This is a genomic window from Agrobacterium sp. CNPSo 2736, assembly GCF_004005385.1.
In the GTDB taxonomy this organism is placed as follows: domain Bacteria; phylum Pseudomonadota; class Alphaproteobacteria; order Rhizobiales; family Rhizobiaceae; genus Agrobacterium; species Agrobacterium leguminum.
Window position 1 is genome coordinate 621,745 of the sequence record NZ_RZTX01000001.1, and the last position, 15,764, is coordinate 637,508.

14 protein-coding genes and 1 riboswitch are annotated in these 15,764 nt (G+C 61.4%); of the genes, 6 read left to right on the forward strand and 8 right to left on the reverse strand.

Annotated elements, in window-relative coordinates:
- Positions 1 to 13 precede the first annotated feature (13 nt).
- From EM858_RS02875 to argE, 7 genes are all read right to left on the reverse strand, one after another.
- Positions 14 to 1,477 carry an aldehyde dehydrogenase family protein gene (locus EM858_RS02875; RefSeq protein WP_127755746.1) on the reverse strand — a complete coding sequence of 488 codons (1,464 nt, stop codon included), beginning with the start codon at positions 1,475 to 1,477 and terminating at the stop codon, positions 14 to 16.
- A 141-nt stretch (positions 1,478 to 1,618) separates the two neighbouring features.
- On the reverse strand, positions 1,619 to 3,586 hold the full coding sequence (locus EM858_RS02880; protein WP_127755747.1) for a hydantoinase B/oxoprolinase family protein: 1,968 nt from the start codon (positions 3,584 to 3,586) through the stop codon (positions 1,619 to 1,621).
- Between the two features lie 3 nt (positions 3,587 to 3,589).
- The gene (locus EM858_RS02885) at positions 3,590 to 5,635 is read right to left on the reverse strand and encodes a hydantoinase/oxoprolinase family protein (RefSeq protein ID WP_127755748.1); all 2,046 of its coding nucleotides are present in this window, start codon (positions 5,633 to 5,635) and stop codon (positions 3,590 to 3,592) included.
- A 128-nt stretch (positions 5,636 to 5,763) separates the two neighbouring features.
- Positions 5,764 to 6,219: a GNAT family N-acetyltransferase gene (locus EM858_RS02890; RefSeq protein ID WP_127755749.1), complete on the reverse strand. Its 456-nt coding sequence runs from the start codon at positions 6,217 to 6,219 to the stop codon at positions 5,764 to 5,766.
- Positions 6,216 to 6,572 (reverse strand): cupin domain-containing protein, encoded by a 357-nt coding sequence (locus tag EM858_RS02895; RefSeq protein WP_003524651.1) that lies wholly within the window; start codon positions 6,570 to 6,572, stop codon positions 6,216 to 6,218. The genes EM858_RS02890 and EM858_RS02895 overlap by 4 nt, the downstream gene beginning before the upstream one ends.
- Before the next feature lie 26 nt (positions 6,573 to 6,598).
- The gene (locus EM858_RS02900; protein WP_127755750.1) at positions 6,599 to 7,522 is read right to left on the reverse strand and encodes a glyoxylate/hydroxypyruvate reductase A; all 924 of its coding nucleotides are present in this window, start codon (positions 7,520 to 7,522) and stop codon (positions 6,599 to 6,601) included.
- A gap of 23 nt (positions 7,523 to 7,545) precedes the next feature.
- On the reverse strand, positions 7,546 to 8,670 hold the full coding sequence (argE, locus tag EM858_RS02905; RefSeq protein ID WP_127755751.1) for an acetylornithine deacetylase: 1,125 nt from the start codon (positions 8,668 to 8,670) through the stop codon (positions 7,546 to 7,548).
- Between the two features lie 203 nt (positions 8,671 to 8,873).
- Between argE and EM858_RS02910 the strand changes: the two genes are divergently transcribed.
- From EM858_RS02910 to EM858_RS02930, 5 genes are all read left to right on the forward strand, one after another.
- Positions 8,874 to 9,749, forward strand: a complete 876-nt coding sequence (locus EM858_RS02910) for a GNAT family N-acetyltransferase (protein WP_127755752.1) — start codon at positions 8,874 to 8,876, stop codon at positions 9,747 to 9,749.
- A gap of 39 nt (positions 9,750 to 9,788) precedes the next feature.
- Positions 9,789 to 10,024: riboswitch (cobalamin riboswitch) on the forward strand.
- Between the two features lie 157 nt (positions 10,025 to 10,181).
- On the forward strand, positions 10,182 to 11,213 hold the full coding sequence (locus EM858_RS02915; RefSeq protein ID WP_127755753.1) for an ABC transporter substrate-binding protein: 1,032 nt from the start codon (positions 10,182 to 10,184) through the stop codon (positions 11,211 to 11,213).
- A complete protein-coding gene (locus EM858_RS02920) occupies positions 11,210 to 12,238 on the forward strand; it encodes an iron ABC transporter permease (protein ID WP_065657203.1) in 1,029 nt (342 codons plus the stop codon). The genes EM858_RS02915 and EM858_RS02920 overlap by 4 nt, the downstream gene beginning before the upstream one ends.
- Positions 12,235 to 13,035, forward strand: a complete 801-nt coding sequence (locus tag EM858_RS02925) for an ABC transporter ATP-binding protein (protein ID WP_127755754.1) — start codon at positions 12,235 to 12,237, stop codon at positions 13,033 to 13,035. Before EM858_RS02920 ends, EM858_RS02925 begins: the two co-directional genes overlap by 4 nt.
- Positions 13,032 to 13,511 carry a pseudoazurin gene (locus EM858_RS02930; RefSeq protein ID WP_127755755.1) on the forward strand — a complete coding sequence of 160 codons (480 nt, stop codon included), beginning with the start codon at positions 13,032 to 13,034 and terminating at the stop codon, positions 13,509 to 13,511. The genes EM858_RS02925 and EM858_RS02930 overlap by 4 nt, the downstream gene beginning before the upstream one ends.
- 117 nt (positions 13,512 to 13,628) lie before the next feature.
- Here EM858_RS02930 and EM858_RS02935 read toward each other — a convergent pair whose 3' ends face one another.
- The gene (locus tag EM858_RS02935; protein WP_080819197.1) at positions 13,629 to 14,459 is read right to left on the reverse strand and encodes a class I SAM-dependent methyltransferase; all 831 of its coding nucleotides are present in this window, start codon (positions 14,457 to 14,459) and stop codon (positions 13,629 to 13,631) included.
- Between the two features lie 113 nt (positions 14,460 to 14,572).
- On the opposite strand from EM858_RS02935, the gene EM858_RS02940 reads away from it, so the two are divergent.
- Positions 14,573 to 15,706, forward strand: a complete 1,134-nt coding sequence (locus EM858_RS02940; RefSeq protein ID WP_127755756.1) for an ABC transporter substrate-binding protein — start codon at positions 14,573 to 14,575, stop codon at positions 15,704 to 15,706.
- Positions 15,707 to 15,764: the final 58 nt, after the last annotated feature.

Consider the following 15,764-nt stretch of genomic DNA (forward strand, 5'->3'; position numbering starts at 1 on the left):
GACATTTCCCCTGTTACAGTCCGATAAGGACGCTTTTGCTCTTGCGGTTGGCGAGATAGGCCTCGCGTCCGAGATCCTTGCCGATGCCGGAGCGTTTGTAACCGCCGGTCGGCAATATGTGGTCGCGCGAGCGGCCATAACGGTTGACCCAGATCGTGCCCGCCTGAATGGCGCGGGACAGGCGCATGACGCGCGAGACGTCGCGGCTGAAAAGACCCGCCGCCAGACCGTAGGTCGGATGGTCGGAAAGCGCCAGAGCTTCTTCTTCCGTGCGGAAGGTCTGCAGCGTCAGCACTGGCCCGAAGATTTCCTCGGTGACGGCAGGAGAGGTCTGGTCGACATTGGCGATCAGCGTCGGCTGATAGAAATAGCCGGGGCCATCCATCACTGCGCCACCCGTCAGGCATTCGCCGCCATGGGCGACCGCCGCCTGCACGATGCCGTCGATGCGCTTGCGCTGCACCTCGGAGATGATCGGCGAATATTGCGTCGTCTCGTCCCAGGTCGGGCCGGGCTTCACTGCCTTCATGCGGGCGATGATGGCAGTGGAAAGGGCATCCGCCGCACTTTCTTCGACGATGATGCGCGAGCCCGCCACACAGGCCTGCCCGGCATTGGAGAGGATATTGCCGGCGATGGCCGCTGCCGCCTTCTCGATATCGGCATCGGCGAAGACGATTTGCGGGCTCTTGCCGCCGAGTTCCAGCGTCATGGGCTTGATGCCGGTGCGGGCGATATTGGCCATGATGGCGGCGCCCGCGGCGGTGGAGCCGGTGAAGCTGACCTTGGAGATATCAGGGTGTCCGGTGATGGCATTGCCGGTCACGGGCCCGTCGCCCAGCACGATGTTGATGAGACCTGCCGGCAATCCGGCCTTGATCGCCAGCTGCGCCATGAAGATGCTGGAGAAGGGCGTCATTTCAGATGGTTTCAACACTACGGCATTGCCTGCCGCGAGCGCCGGGCCGAGCTTCCAGCCGGCCATGGAGACGGGGAAATTCCACGGCGTGATGGCGCCGACGACGCCATAGGGTTCGGTCATGATCATGCCGAGGCTCGCATCGTCGGTCGGAACCAGATCGCCGCCTTCCTTGTCGGCAAACTCGGCGAAGAAGCGGATCTGTTCGGCGGTAACGGCGATATCGCCGGCGATCAGCTGGCCCACCGGTCGCGTCGAGGAGAGCGCCTCGATTTTCGCCAGCGTCTCGGCTTCCTGTTCGATCAGGTCGGCCCAGCGCTGCAAAACCTTTGTGCGCTCGCGCGGGCGCACGCCGCCCCAGTTGCTGCTCTTCAACGCGGCCTTGGCAGTCTGCACCGCCTCATCGACCAGGGCTGCATCCGCCTTGGGGCAACCTGCATATTCGATGCCGTCCGATGGGCGGTGCATGTCGATGCCGTTTGCCGCTGGAACCAGCCGGTCGCCGATGAAGTGGCCGATCGGCAGGGTTAAGCTGTCTGGATCGAAGCTGAGCGTCATGTGGAATCCTCTTTGGATATGCCCCAACGCTAATCCCTGATGGCAAGCAGCATCGACCGACTGCGGCGCGGGCGGTGAATGAAAATCCTGTTTTGCCACCGGCAGACAGCGCAATCTTCGGCGGCCGGTATATGCCGCAGGTCAAACGCCGTAGCGGGCGCTTATACGGTCGAAAATCCCGTCCATCCGCTCGCCAAGGGGGCGGGGATCATCGCCCTCGTTTTCGACCGCTTCAAACACCCGGTGTTTCAGGAAGAAGCGCCATCCCACCGGCGATTTTTGCAGGAATTGCGTCAGAAGATCATAACGTTCCCGGGTCCAGACCGCCTCGAAGGCGAGCCGCTCCGGTCCGTAGCTGATGATATCGTCCGTCTTCCGACGCGGCGCGGCGCGCAGGGCAGCCGTTGCCTCTTCATCGATTTCATCGCCGATGAGCGCCACCCCATAGTGTCTTGCAGCATTTTCTGCCGAGACCGCACCACGCCGCACATCGCGCAGCACGGCCTGCGGCGGGCGGGTGAAGGGGTCGCCATAACCGCCGGCTCCCGGCCCGACGACTCGAATGACATCGCCGGGGCCGCAATGGACGATATCGGTATTGCCGAGCGAGATTTCGCCCTCGGTATCGGGATTGCGGAGGAAGCGGGAAATCAGCCCCGGACCTGCGCCATTGACACCCCAGCTCGCCATAACCGAACGGTTGCGGTTGCGGGCCGTGACCACCGTTTCCGGCGACGATATTTCAAACTCCATGACAGCCGAAAGCCCGCCGCGAAAACGCCCCGCCCCGCCGGTGTCGCGTTGCAGCCCATAGCGGCGGAAGAGGATCGGTACTTCCGCTTCGCTGATTTCAATCGGCGTGTTGCGCAGAAAACCGGTGGCGCCGCCCGCGCCGTCGCTGCCGTCGCAGAAGGGCGTGCCGCCGCCGCCGCCGCCGACCGGGCCGATGGAGGCCATGACCGGGCGGCCGTTCCTGTCGCTGGTCTTGATGTTCATGATGGCGTTTCCGCCGGGTGAGGCGGCGGGAATAAGCTCCGGCAGCGCCTTTGCAAAAGCGCCGATGGTGACGATCTGGGTCATGGCGCAGGTCAGCGAACGCATGCCGACGGCGGCCGGGCGCTGGCAATTGACGATCGTGCCTTCCGGCAGCACGGCCCGCGCCGGGCGCAGCGTGCCAGCATTCAGGAGCAGGCTGTTGTCGAGCGTATAAAGCACATAGGTCAGGCCGACCATGACGAGTGAATGCCGCTCGCGGCCGCCGGTCGGCATGTTCAGCGACGAGCCGAGTTGCGGGTCGCTGCCGGTATAATCGAGGATGGCTTCGCCGCCGCGGATTTTCAGCGTCAGCGCCACGCGGCATGGCCGGCCGCCGACGGAATCCTCGTCGGCATAATCGGCAAAGAAATAGTCGCCATCGGGCACCCGGGTGAGGATTTGCCGGGTCTGCTCTTCCGCATAGTCGAAAATCTGGCGCACACCGTCCAGAAAATCGTCAAAGCCGAAACGGGCGACGATCTCCTGCATCTTGCGTTCGCCGATATTGACGGAGGCGATCTGGGCGTGGAGATCGCCGATATTCTGTTCTGGCATGCGGACATTGGCCTTCATCATGTCGATGATGAAGGGATCGAGCCTGCCTTTGCGAACGAGCTTTACCGGCGGGATGCGCAGGCCTTCCTGCTCGATTTCGGAAAGCGAGCGGGACAATGAGGCGGGAACCGCGCCGCCGACATCGGTATTGTGGATGTGCCCGACCACGAAACAGGCAATTTTGCCCTCATGGAAGACCGGTTTCCAGATGTGAATATCCGGAGAGTGGGTGGCGACGAAACCGCTATAGGGATCGTTGGTGATGCAGATATCGCCATCTTCATACTCATCGAACATGGAAAGCAGCGGCGCGTAATCGATGCCGCTATACCAGGGCGCACCGAATTGCCGGGGATTGGCGAAGGCCAGCCCCTCGCGCGTCACCACTTGGCAGGAAAAATCCTCGGTTTCCTTGACGAAGGCGGAATGGGCGGTGCGCATCAGCGTAAAGGCCATGGCATCGGCGGCAGCCGAGCAGAAATTGGCGAGTACCTTGAGATTGCGGCGATCGATGGTCATGGGTCAAAACTCCCGCTTGGTAATGACGAGATTGCCGAAACGATCCACATGGGCCGAAAAGCCGGGCGGCACGACGGTGGTGGTATCGTCCTGAAGGACGATGGCGGGGCCGTCGAAATCGTGACCGCTCGCCAGATCGTCACGGTGATAGATCGCCATGTCGTGTTCCATGCCGCCAAACCAGCCTTTCGTGTGAAAGCGCGGTGTTGCGGGGCTGGTGGCCACGCCTGTCTCGCGAAGCGGCGGCTTCGGTGTTTTCCCGGAGACGACGAGCCTGAGATTGACCATCTGCACGGCCGCCCGTTCATCGGAATGACCATAGAGGCGGGCATGTTCTTCGTGAAATGCCCTGTTGATCGCGCCGGCGTCGCCGCTGCTGCCCAGCCATTCTGGCTGGAGCGTGGTTTCGATTTCGTAGGATTGGCCGCGATAGCGCATGTCGGCGGAAAGCCGCATCTCGCAATCGCCGTTAAAACCCTGTTCCTTCAGCCAGTTGCGGCCGGTTTCCTGCATTTCGGCGAGAAGGGGGGCGAGATCGGAGGCCTCCCTGTCGTTCACATCGCAATAGGTGGTGCGGATGAAATCGTTCTTCAGATCGGCAATCAGGCCCCCGAGCGCGGAAACGACGCCCGGGGTGGGCGGCACCACCACACCCTTCATGTCCAGTTCGCGGGCGAGGAAACAGGCGAGCATCGCGCCGGCGCCGCCGAAAGCGAAGAGGTGAAATTCGCGCGGGTCGATGGCGAAGCGGGAGGTGAGGGCGTTCACCTCCGCATACATGCCGGAGACGGCGATATCAACGATATTGCCGGCGAGCGCTTCGACGGAAAGGCCGAGTTTTTCGGCGAGCGGCGAGAGCGCGGCGCGCGATGCAGCGTGATCGACGGTCACCGCGCCATAACCGAGCGGCATATGGCCGATGAGATTGGCGGCTGCCATGGCATCCGTGATCGTCGCGCGGTCGCCGCCGCGTCCGTAACAGGCTGGCCCCGGCGTCGAACCGGCACTTTCCGGCCCTACCTGCAACAGGCCGAGGCTATCCACCCATGCGACCGAGCCACCGCCCTGGCCAACAGAGCTGACGGAAACGGAAGGGACGTGAATCTGGAAATCGCCGATCAGCTCGCCGACCCCATATTGGGCCTCGCCATCAAGGATAACGGCCACATCGGCGCTGGTGCCGCCGATGTCGAGGCTCATCACCCGGTCAAAGCCGCTGGCCTTTGCCAGATAGCCCGCTCCGATGACGCCGGAGGCGGTGCCCGACAGGATCATCTGCACACATTCCCGCCGCGCCTGATCAATGCCCATGACGCCGCCATTGGTCTTGGTGATGAGCAACGGGCAGGCAATGCCTTGCCTGCGCAGCACCGTTTCGAAACGGTCGAGGTAATGTGCGACGCGCGGCTGGACATAACCGCTGATGACGGCGGTGACGGTGCGCTCATATTCCCGGATGATCGGCCATGTCTCGGCAGAGGAGACCACCGGCAATTGCGGCGCGATGCGTTCGATCATCGCCTTTACGGCCCGTTCGTTTTCGGGATTGCGGTAGGAATGCAGGAAGGCGAGCACGATACCGTCGCAACCGGCTGCAAGGGCGCCGGCGACGGCCTGCGCCACATTCTCCTCGTTCGGGGCGAGCTTTACCTCGCCGGTCGCCAGCATGCGCTCGGCTATGCCGAAAACCCGTTCGCGCGGGATGAGCGGTTCCGGCCGCACGGAATAGAGATTGTGGATCTGCGGAATTTTCAGGCGTGCGACGCCCAGCACGTCCTCGAAGTTTTCGGTGGTGAACAGCGCGACGTTCTGGCCGTTGCGCTGGATGACGGTGTTGACGCCGACGGTGGTGCCATGGGTGAAATAGGAAACGTCCTTCGCTTCGATGCCGTCGCGCTTTTTCAGCGTGTCCAGCGCGAGAAGGATTTCTTCTCCGGGCGCATCGGGGCGGGAAAACACCTTCAGGGTGGAAAGCGAGCCGGTCCCATCGTCGAACACGGCAAAATCCGTGAACGACCCGCCAACATCGACGCCAATGCGATATCCCATCTCTTTCGTCTCCTTTTCCAGTGCGGACGATGCTGTCATCGGGACCGGAAAAGGGCCAAGCATTTATGGGGTAAGGGTCATAGCCCCAGGTTATGAGGATGGCCGGGGTGGCGCTTGGGGAGCGTTATTCAACCCTCGCCGGGTTTCGGCACCGTCATGTAATATTCGGGATGCGGTGCTGCGCGATAACCGGCCTTTTCGTAAACGCCATGGGCGTCGCGGGTCGCCAGCATCCAGCTCGATACCGTCGAAAGCTCCGGGTGTTTGCGTATCTCGGTGGCGATCCAGGACGCAAGGCCGCGACCGCGATGATCCTCCACCGTGAAGACATCGCGCAGATAGCCGAAAATGGCATAATCCGTCACCAGACGGGCGAAGGCGGCCATGGAGCCGTCGGGGGCGTAGACGCCGACCGGCAGCGAATGCGAAAGCGCCCGCTTCAGCCGGTCGGCGGTCATTCCCTGCGCCCAGTAGGAATCGCGGGCGAGAAAACCATGGACCAGATCGAAATCCACCCGTGCCGGATCGGTGCTCAGCACATAGCCGTCGCGGGTGATTTCGAAAATGGTCGGTTCCCAGTTCATCCGTTCACCGTAACATAGATCTTGCGGACGGTTTCAATGGTTTTCCATACCCCGACGAAGCCCGGCTTCATGACGAAACTGTCGCCTGCCGTATAACGCAGCGGTGCGCCGCCTTCCGGCGTGATTTCGATGACGCCTTCGAGAATATGGCAGAATTCGAAGGTTTCCCCCTTGATCGAACGGCTTTCGCCCGGCGTCGCTTCCCAGATGCCGGTGTGGACGGTGCCGTTGCGGGCTTCGTCCAGCGGCCAGGTCTTGAAGGACGGATCGCCGGAGATGAGGCGTTCCGGTAGGGCCTTGGAGGCTTTCGGTTCGAAGGCGGGGTGCGTGTCGATGGTCTTGAGAAGCGGCATGGGTGTCCTTTCCTGGAACGGGATGATCAATATCCGCGATTGCGGTCGACGAGGCCGAGCGGCTCGAGGCCGGACTGGTATCGTTTGATGTTTTCGACAACGGTGCGTGCTGCCGAATGCGGCTGGGTGACGCTGGCGATGTGCGGCGTCAGGAGAATTTTCGGATGCGTCCAGAAGGGATGGTTTTCCAGCAGCGGTTCCGGATCGGTGACGTCAATCACCGCGCCCGAAAGCCTGCCGCTGTCCAGCGCATCGATGAGGGCGTCGTGGTCGAGCTGTTTGCCACGCCCGGCGTGAACCAGCCCCGCACCGTCGGGAAGCAGCGCCAGACGTTCGCCATTCAGAAGTCCCGTCGTTTCCTCGGTCAGCGGCAGCAGGCAAACGAGAATATCGCTGGTCGAAAGCGTCGTGGATAATCCGGCTTCGCCATGATGGCAGGTCACGCCATCGATCTCGCGCGGTGAACGGCTCCAGCCGGAAAGCGGAAAACCGAAGGGTTTCAGCCGTTCCAGCGCCGCAACGCCCAGCATGCCGAGGCCGAGAACGCCCACCCGGCACTCTTCCGCCTGACGCTGCGGCAGGGCCTTCCAGAGTTGCTGGCGCTGCTGCTTCAAATAGACCGGCAGGTTGCGGTGAAGCGCCAGCACGCCGAGGCTTACATATTCCTGCATCATGCGGATGATGCCTTCATCCACCATGCGCACGACTTTTACATGCGCAGGGACGGCATCGATGTGAAATTGATCGACGCCCGCACCGATGGAAAACAGGATTTCGAGATTGCGGTAACGGCCGATATCCTCCGGCACGGTCCAGGTGATGAGGTATCGAACCGCATCCGGATCGACGCTTTCGGCATCCATCGAAAAGGGCAGTTCCGGCAGGTCGCGGGCCAGAGCCTGCCGGAAAATCTCGCCGCGCTTCGCGTCGGAATTGAAGAAGAAAGTCATCTGAAATCCGTGGTTCCGAAGGTTTAAACCGTGCAGCGGCTCGCCAGTGTTTCCAGCATTGACTGGCAGGCCGACAGTTCGCCGGCCGTTATGAATTCGTCCGGCTTGTGGGCGCGGCCGATATCGCCCGGGCCGCAGATGATGGCGTCAATGCCGGCCGCCTGAAAAAGCCCGGCCTCCGTGCCATAGCTGACGGCGGCGATGCAGGGCGCGTCGGTCAATTCTTCCAGAAGCTTTACGAGCGGTGCATCGGCGGCAAGGGACAGCGCCGGATAATCGCTCATCGGCGTCCATTCTATGTCGATGCCCCTGGCGGCGAGCGCTTCTACGCCGTCGCGCACCGGCTGAAGCAGGGCGACCGGCGACACGCCAGCAATCGCCCGCGCTTCCAGTTCGATGGCGCAGAGATCGGGGATGATATTGATCGCCTGTCCGCCTTTCACCGTGCCGATCTGGAGGGAGGAATAGGGCGGCTCGAACGTCGCTTCGAAAGGCCCCTCGGTGAGAGCCTGTGCTGTCTCGACCGCCTTTGCCATGATGCCGGTCATCAGATGAATGGCGTTCACGCCCTGATCCGGCCGCGAGGAATGGCCGGAGCGGCCGCGAATTGTGATGCGTGCGGCGGCCTTGCCCTTGTGGGCGCGCACGGCGCGCAGATTGCTCGGTTCGCCGATGATCGCGCCCGCCGGTTTTGCGCATAGTTCCGGCAATCGGGCAATGAGATGCGGAACGCCGCGGCAGCCCGCCTCCTCGTCATAGGAAAAGGCGATGTGAACCGGCCGCTTCAGCGCCATGCGTGAAAATGCCGGTGCTGCGGCGAGAACCGTGGCCAGAAACCCTTTCATGTCGGTGGTTCCGCGTCCGTAGAGACGCTCGCCTTCGGCTCTTAACGTGAAGGGATCGGAGGACCATTCCGGCTCACCGGCAGGCACCACATCCATATGGCCGGACAGGATGTATCCGCTGGCATCGGTCGGGCCGAAGCTGGCGAAGAGATTGGCGCGGTCGCCCTCCGGGCCGGCAAGCAGCGATACTTTCGCGCCGTGGCTTTCCAGATAATCGGCGATCCATCCGGCAATGTCGCCATTGGCGGTTCCGACCACCGACGGGAAGCCGACAAGACGCTCCAGAATGTCGATTGCGTTCATGGCTGTCTCCGTCGCTTCAACGCCGAAAAGCTTAGAGCGGCCTGCGGCGTTTATCTGCTGAAATACGGGTGATTTCAGTAGATTGTTGTGTCCTTCCAGCGCTTTCGGAAAATTCCTGCTGACGAGGCTGGTTATCTTTGGATGTCGTGAGCTGGGCTGCCGGAATCAAGGTTCCGCGCCGGAGGGAATGAGAGCCGTTTGTCATGGAGCTGCTCAAAGTCGATAGTTTCGAGTTGCGGACAGTGGATATCGCCGATGTAGAGGCCGATCATCTGCATGCTTTGTCCATGGCTGTCGGATGGCGATATCACGCGAACGAATGGCGTTTCCTGCGGCAGTGCGGCGTCGGGCTTGCCGCGCTTGACGAAATCGATCGCGTTGTCGCAACGGCAATGCTGTTTCCTTATGATGAGGGTTTCGCGACGGTTGGCATGGTCATCGTTTCCCCCCGTTTGCAGGGGCGGGGCGTTGCACCATGGCTGGTGGGCCAACTCATTGCGGGTTACCCTGACGCCCTGCGGTTGAACGCCACGGAAGCCTCGCGACGGCTTTTCGCGCGGCTGGGTTTTGCCGGAGATACGGAAAAAGTACATCTCCTGCGCGGCAAGGCGCGCTGCCCTGCCGAGATGCCGACGCTTGGAAGAAAACAGAGAATAGAGCCGCTGTCCGAGGATCATTTGTCCGCCGTGGCGGATCTGGATCGGGCGGCTTTCGGTGTTTCGCGCCGGGGCGTCCTGCAACGCCTTCTCCGGGAAAATACGGGTTATGGCCTGTTCGAGGCCGATCGTCTTGCCGCCTTTGCATTGCGGCGTGCAGCGGGCCGGGGCCATATTGTCGGTCCGGTCGTCGCCGGTGACGAGGCGGATGCGATTGCGCTGGTCAGGCGACATTTTTCCGATCTCGACGATCAGCTTGTCCGTCTCGATGCCGTGCGGGATAGCGGTCTTCTGACCGAGTTCCTGGCGCAATCCGGGCTGGTGGTGATCGAAACACTCACCGCCATGTCGAAAGGCGCGCCGCAACCGGCAGGCTCCGGCTCCGCAAAGATTTTCGCCCTGGCAGGCCCGTCTTTGTGCTGAGGTGCGGCACTATCGCAATTGACGCCCCGCCTCTTGCCCCTTATGTGAGAAAGCGACGGTTCCTGCAGCCGAAAGGCGAAGGGATTAATAGGGAACATGGTGCGGGCGATCTTTTTCGCCCAATGCCGTGGCTGCCCCCGCAACTGTAAGCGGATTGTCGTTCATCCCCGTGGCGCTTCAAGGCGTCATGCCACTGTATTCTCCGGAATGCGGGAAGGCAGATGAGTGACGCAAATCCGTGAGCCAGGAGACCTGCCGTCGAAATATAAACCATCGTTACGGGCGGGGAAGCCCGGAAGAGGAGATTGTAATGTTATTTCATAACATTTCGTTTGCGTCCTATTGCCGTTCTCCGTACAAGACGTCCCGCTGTTGCTGCGCGTTCTGACGCCTGCTGCTCTGGAATAAGATTTACTTTCGACTGGAGAACACATGTTTCATTCTAGACGCCTGCCGGTCCATGCCGGTTTTCTGGCCGTTGCGCTTGCGGTTTTGCCTGTCGCCGCCGCCAATGCTGCCGAAACCACCTATCCCCTGACGATCAACAGCTGCGGTCAGGAGATCACCTTCAAGCAGGCACCCGCCCGCACCGTGTCCGTCGGCCAGAGCACGACCGAGGTTCTTTATCTTCTTGGCCTCGCCGACAAAGTGGTTGGCACGGCGCTGTGGATCGGTCCGGTTCTGAAGGGCTACGAGGAGGCCAATGCCAGGGTCGAGCGGCTGGCTGACAATGATCCGAGCTTCGAGGCGGTCATCGGCAAGAAGCCGGACCTCGTGACGACGCAGTTCCAGTGGCAGATCGGCCCGGAAGGCGTTGTCGGAACACCGGCGCAATTCGCCGAGCTTGGCGTTCCCGTTTATACCTCGCCCGCCGATTGCATGGGCAAGGACAATTCCGGCGGCGGCGACGGCGTGCGCAACACCGTCTTCACCATGGATCTGATCTACCAGGAAATCCGCGATCTCGCCAAAATCTTCAACGTGCAGGATCGCGGTGAAGAGGTCGTTGCCGACCTGAAGAAGCGTGAGGAAGCCGCCCGCGCCAAGATCGCCTCGGCAAATGGCAAGCTTTCTGCCGTCTTCTGGTTCTCCAGCGCCGAGCTGGATATCGATCCTTATGTGGCCGGCCGCAATGGCGCCCCCGGCTACATCATGTCCGCGCTGGGCTTAAAGAACGTCATCGAAAGCGATGAAGAATGGCCGACGGTCGGCTGGGAAACCATCGCCAAGGCAAATCCGTCAATCATCGTCGCCGGCAAGATGGATCGCCGCCGTTTCCCGGCTGACGATGTGGCCGTTAAATTGAAGTTCCTCGCCACCGATCCCGTGGCCAGCATCATGCCCGCCGTCAAGGAAGGACATGTGTTCGAGATGGATGCGCAGGCGATGAACCCGACCATTCGCACCATTGAAGGCATCGAAACGCTGGCCGAGGCGATTTCGGCTGCCGGCCTCGCCAAGTGAACGGCCTTTCCATCCATCTTGGCAGGGCAGGGCTGGCTTTTGCCGCGCTCGCCCTGCTGCTCGTCGCGCTGATGGCCGGGGCGGCCATCGGCGAGACCGCCATTCCTTTTGACGTCGTGGCGAAAACAATCGCCAACCGCGTCTTCCATGCGGCCTATCCGCTGGAACCGCTGGATGAGGGCATCGTCTGGAGTTACCGTCTCAGCCGCGCGGTCGTCGCCGCCTGTTGTGGCGCTTCTTTGGCGCTGGCCGGGGCGGTGCTGCAATCGCTTTTGCGCAATCCGCTTGCCGATCCTTATATTCTCGGCATTTCCGCCGGCGCCTCCACCGGTGCCGTCGCTGTCGCGCTGCTTGGCTTCGGAGCGGGGTTCCTGACGATGCCGGCCGGTGCGCTTATCGGTGCTTTCGTCGCGTTTTCGCTGGTCAGCCTTCTGGCGGTGCGGGCGGGACACGGCAACAGCGCCATCATTCTGGCGGGGGTGGCCGGGTCGCAGCTGTTTAATGCCATGACCTCTTTCATCGTCACCAAATCCGCCAATGCGGAACAGGCGCGCGGCATCATGTTCTGGCTGCTGGGCAACCTCTCGGGGGTGCGCTGGCCGGATGTCTGGCTGGCGCTTCCGGTCAGCCTTGCGGGACTTGCGGTGTGTCTCTGGTATGCCCGGGCGCTCGATGCCTTCGCCTTTGGCGGTCAGGCTGCTGCCTCGCTCGGCATTCCGGTGCGCTGGGTCTATGCGGTGCTGATCTCCGTTTCGGCGATCATGACGGCTGCGATGGTGTCGCTGGTCGGCTCCATCGGCTTCGTGGGCCTCGTCATTCCGCATGCCGCGCGCATCTTCGTCGGGGTTCGCCATGGCATATTGCTGCCGGTAACGGCGCTGACCGGCGCGGTTTTCATGATCGTCGCGGATATTCTCTCGCGCATTGTCATTCCCGGGCAGGTGCTGCCCATCGGTGTCATCACCGCGCTCGTCGGCGCGCCCGCCTTTGCTTTCATCCTCGGGCAGAAGAGGGGGCGTTCATGAAATTATCCGCCCACGACCTGCATTTTCACGCCGGCAATATCGACATCGTGCGCGGCGTTTCACTCGATGTCGGTTCCGGTGAGTTTCTTGGCGTCATCGGACCGAACGGTTCCGGCAAAAGCACGCTGCTTTCCATGCTGGCAGGCATTCGCAAACCACGGCGAGGCCACGTTGCGCTCGGGGATGAGCCGCTTGCCTCATTGGGACGGCGAGACCTTGCCCGTCGACTCGCTTTCGTGGAACAGCAGGCCGAAACCACCGAACGCATCACCGCACGACAGGCGGTGGAGCTTGGGCGCACACCCTATCTCGGGCCGCTTTCCGCCTGGTCGCAGCAGGACGACGCCATTGTTGATGCAGCACTTGCCAATGTCGACATGGCCGACAAGTCGGAGCGCAACTGGCACCATCTTTCCGGCGGCGAACGCCAGCGCCTGCATATCGCCCGCGCATTGACGCAGGAGCCGCATATCCTGCTTCTGGACGAACCAACCAATCACCTCGACATCGGCCACCAGATCGGCCTGCTCGATCTGGTGCGCCGGCAGGGCCTAACCGTCGTGGCGGCGCTGCACGATCTCAATCACGCCGCCATGTTCTGCGACCGCGTCGCCATCATGCACCGGGGCGAGATGATCGCGGTCGGTCCGCCACGGGAGGTTCTGACACCGGCGAGAATAGCCGCCGTCTTCGGGGTGGAATGTGTCGTCACCACGGATGAGGGCGGCTTTTCCCATATTCGTTTTCTGCCGGCCCACGGGCGGGCCGAGCATCCAAGGAAAGTACTGGCACGATGATGAAACTGCTGACACTCGCAAACGCCCCTGCAAAGTCCGGACTGTTTTGCGCCGCTGCCGTAATTGCCGTGGCGTTCACGGGCTTTCCGCTTCAGGCTTCAGCCGAGACCTTCGAGGTGAAAATGCTGAACCGGGGCGAAAAAGGCCCGATGGTATTCGACCCGGATTTTCTCGAAATAGCGCCCGGCGACCACGTACGCTTCGTGCCCACCCACAAGAGCCACAATGCCGCGACCATCGATGGCATGATCCCGGAAGGTGTCGAAGGTTTCAAAAGCCGGATCAATGACGAATTCGAGACCGGCTTTGAAAAGCCGGGCTTTTACGGCATCAAATGCTCGCCGCATTACGGCATGGGCATGGTCATGCTGATCAAGGTCGGCGAGGCGACCCTGCCGCAGAGCTACCGGACGGTGGACGTGCCCGGCCGGGCAAAGCCAAGGTTCGAGGACCTCTTCGAGCAGGCGGAAAAATGAAGCTGCACCGAGCTCTCATCCGTCATGCCGGACTTGATCCGGCATCCAGCCACGGCGCGTCTCCGCCGCGGGAAGAGTCTTTTGCGATCAAGGACTTGATCGCACTGGACCCCGGATCTAGTCCGGGGTTACGGAGTTGTCTCCCGGCTTCACCGCGCACACGGCATAACGATGCTGCAGCCCGCGCAGAATACCTTTCAGCAGGCTGAAGTTTTTCGCCTGGGCACGGTGAATGGCCTGAAGCTCCTGATCGATTGCGACAGGTTCGAAGCCGGTCGCACGCAACAGCGCCGCGACATCGCCGGCCCTTGCGCCCTTCGAAAAATAAACGCGGGAAAGAATGCTGTTGAAGGTGTTTTCCGGGTCCGCCGGCTTGTGCGGCTGGTCCGGCTTGACGAGGCCGATGCTTTCGAGGCCGGCCGCCAGTTTCTTCACCAGCTTTTCGCGCCAGCCGGTATTCACGAAATCGCCGTCGACGATCAGAAGCCGTCCGCCGGGTTTCAGAACGCGGAACCATTCGGCAAAGCTTGCCTGCGGGTCCACCAGCGTCCAGACCAGATGACGGGTGATGATGACGTCGGCGCTTTCATCCGGCTCCATCGTGTTTTCGGCATCGCCGACGAAAAAGCGGATGCTGCGGCCACGGCTTTTCGCTTTTTCACGGGCAAGCGCCAGCATGGTTTCCGACCAGTCCATGCCGGTGACCTGAAAACCGAGATCGTCCATCAGGTGCGAGATGACACCGGTGCCGCTGGCAAGATCGAGCGCCTTGCGGCCCTCTCCGTGGCCGAGATGTTTCAGGATAAGCGCGTGCCAGGCCTCGCGCTCGTCTTCGGAGAAAATTTCATGTCCGGGAGAAAGGTCGAAAGTCGCGGCGCGGCCGGACCAATAGGATTTGATTTCGTCTCTCAGACTGTCGTTTTTGCCATATTGGATTGTGTCGATCATCGGTCTTCAACTCATGTACCGGTCAGTTAAGAATGGCTCTAAAACATAAATGTTGACTAGTACAGTCAGAAAATAATACAGCCGCGCCAGTCAACACTGGAGAGCAATATCCGATGCGCATCTCAGCCAAATCTGCGGCACTTGCCCTTGGCCTTCTCGTATCCGCCGCATGGCCGGCATTCGCCGAAAAGGTCACCGTCAAGGATGTGACGGGCCGCGATGTCGAGGTGAATGTGCCGGTATCGCACGTCATCCTCGGTGAAGGTCGCCAGATTTATTTCCTGGCTGCACTCGACAAGGAAAACCCTTTCCAGCACGTGGTTGGCTGGCGCGACGATCTGGCGAAGGCCGACCCGGAAACCTATGCGGCCTATCTCGCCAAGTATCCGGAGATCGCCAAGCTGCCGACTTTCGGTGGCATGAAGGACGGCACTTTCGACATAGAGCAGGCTGTCGCCCTGAAGCCTGACGTGATCCTGATGAATATCGACGCCAAGACGGCGACCGAAGAAGCGGGTTATATCGAAAAGCTCGCCAAGGTCGGCATTCCGCTGGTCTACGTCGATTTCCGTGAAAAGCCGATGGAAAACACCGAGCCGAGCATGCGCCTCATGGGCCAGCTGACGGGCAAGGAAAAGATCGCCGAGGACTTCATCAAGTTCCGCGCCGACTCCATTGCCAAGGTCACCGATACGCTCGAAAAGGCCAATCCGAAGAAGCCTGTCGTGTTCATGGAGCGCGCCGGCGGTTACTCCGACGATTGCTGCATGTCCTTCGGCAACGAGAATTTCGGCAAGATGGTGGAGCTTGCCGGCGGCGTCAACATGGCCAAGGACATCATTCCCGGCACTTTCGGCACCGTCAATCCGGAACAGATCATTGCCTCCAACCCGGAGCAGATCATCATCACCGGCGGCAACTGGAACGGTTATGTTCCGGGCGGTAACTGGGTCGGCGTCGGTTATGGCGCGGATCTGAAGGAAGCCCATCGCAAGCTTGAAAACCTGACCAAGCGCCCGGCTTTCACCGGCGTACAGGCGGTGAAGGACGGTAATGTCCACGCCATCTGGCATCAGTTTTATAACAATCCCTATCAGTTCGTGGCCGTTCAGGAAATCGCCAAGTGGCTGCATCCGGACCTCTTCAAGGACCTCGACCCGGAGGCGACCTTCAAGGAACTGCATGCCCGCTTCCTGCCGCTCGATTACAAGCCCGGCTACTTCGTTTCGCTGAAGGACGCCAGGTAATAAAGGGACGGTGAAGGGAGCGCCGTCCGACCGATGGATAAAGCCGCAGCCATGCGGC

What these genes read in the sequence shown, in the direction of transcription:
- EM858_RS02880 (WP_127755747.1), bottom strand. Translation starts at nt 3,586, where the DNA reads ATGACCATCGATCGCCGCAATCTCAAGGTACTCGCCAATTTCTGCTCG.
- EM858_RS02900 (WP_127755750.1), bottom strand. Translation starts at nt 7,522, where the DNA reads ATGACTTTCTTCTTCAATTCCGACGCGAAGCGCGGCGAGATTTTCCGG.
- EM858_RS02890 (WP_127755749.1), bottom strand. Translation starts at nt 6,219, where the DNA reads ATGAACTGGGAACCGACCATTTTCGAAATCACCCGCGACGGCTATGTG.
- EM858_RS02940 (WP_127755756.1), top strand. Translation starts at nt 14,573, where the DNA reads ATGCGCATCTCAGCCAAATCTGCGGCACTTGCCCTTGGCCTTCTCGTA.
- EM858_RS02915 (WP_127755753.1), top strand. Translation starts at nt 10,182, where the DNA reads ATGTTTCATTCTAGACGCCTGCCGGTCCATGCCGGTTTTCTGGCCGTT.
- argE (WP_127755751.1), bottom strand. Translation starts at nt 8,670, where the DNA reads ATGAACGCAATCGACATTCTGGAGCGTCTTGTCGGCTTCCCGTCGGTG.
- EM858_RS02885 (WP_127755748.1), bottom strand. Translation starts at nt 5,635, where the DNA reads ATGGGATATCGCATTGGCGTCGATGTTGGCGGGTCGTTCACGGATTTT.
- EM858_RS02895 (WP_003524651.1), bottom strand. Translation starts at nt 6,572, where the DNA reads ATGCCGCTTCTCAAGACCATCGACACGCACCCCGCCTTCGAACCGAAA.
- EM858_RS02930 (WP_127755755.1), top strand. Translation starts at nt 13,032, where the DNA reads ATGATGAAACTGCTGACACTCGCAAACGCCCCTGCAAAGTCCGGACTG.
- EM858_RS02875 (WP_127755746.1), bottom strand. Translation starts at nt 1,477, where the DNA reads ATGACGCTCAGCTTCGATCCAGACAGCTTAACCCTGCCGATCGGCCAC.
- EM858_RS02925 (WP_127755754.1), top strand. Translation starts at nt 12,235, where the DNA reads ATGAAATTATCCGCCCACGACCTGCATTTTCACGCCGGCAATATCGAC.
- EM858_RS02935 (WP_080819197.1), bottom strand. Translation starts at nt 14,459, where the DNA reads ATGATCGACACAATCCAATATGGCAAAAACGACAGTCTGAGAGACGAA.
- EM858_RS02910 (WP_127755752.1), top strand. Translation starts at nt 8,874, where the DNA reads ATGGAGCTGCTCAAAGTCGATAGTTTCGAGTTGCGGACAGTGGATATC.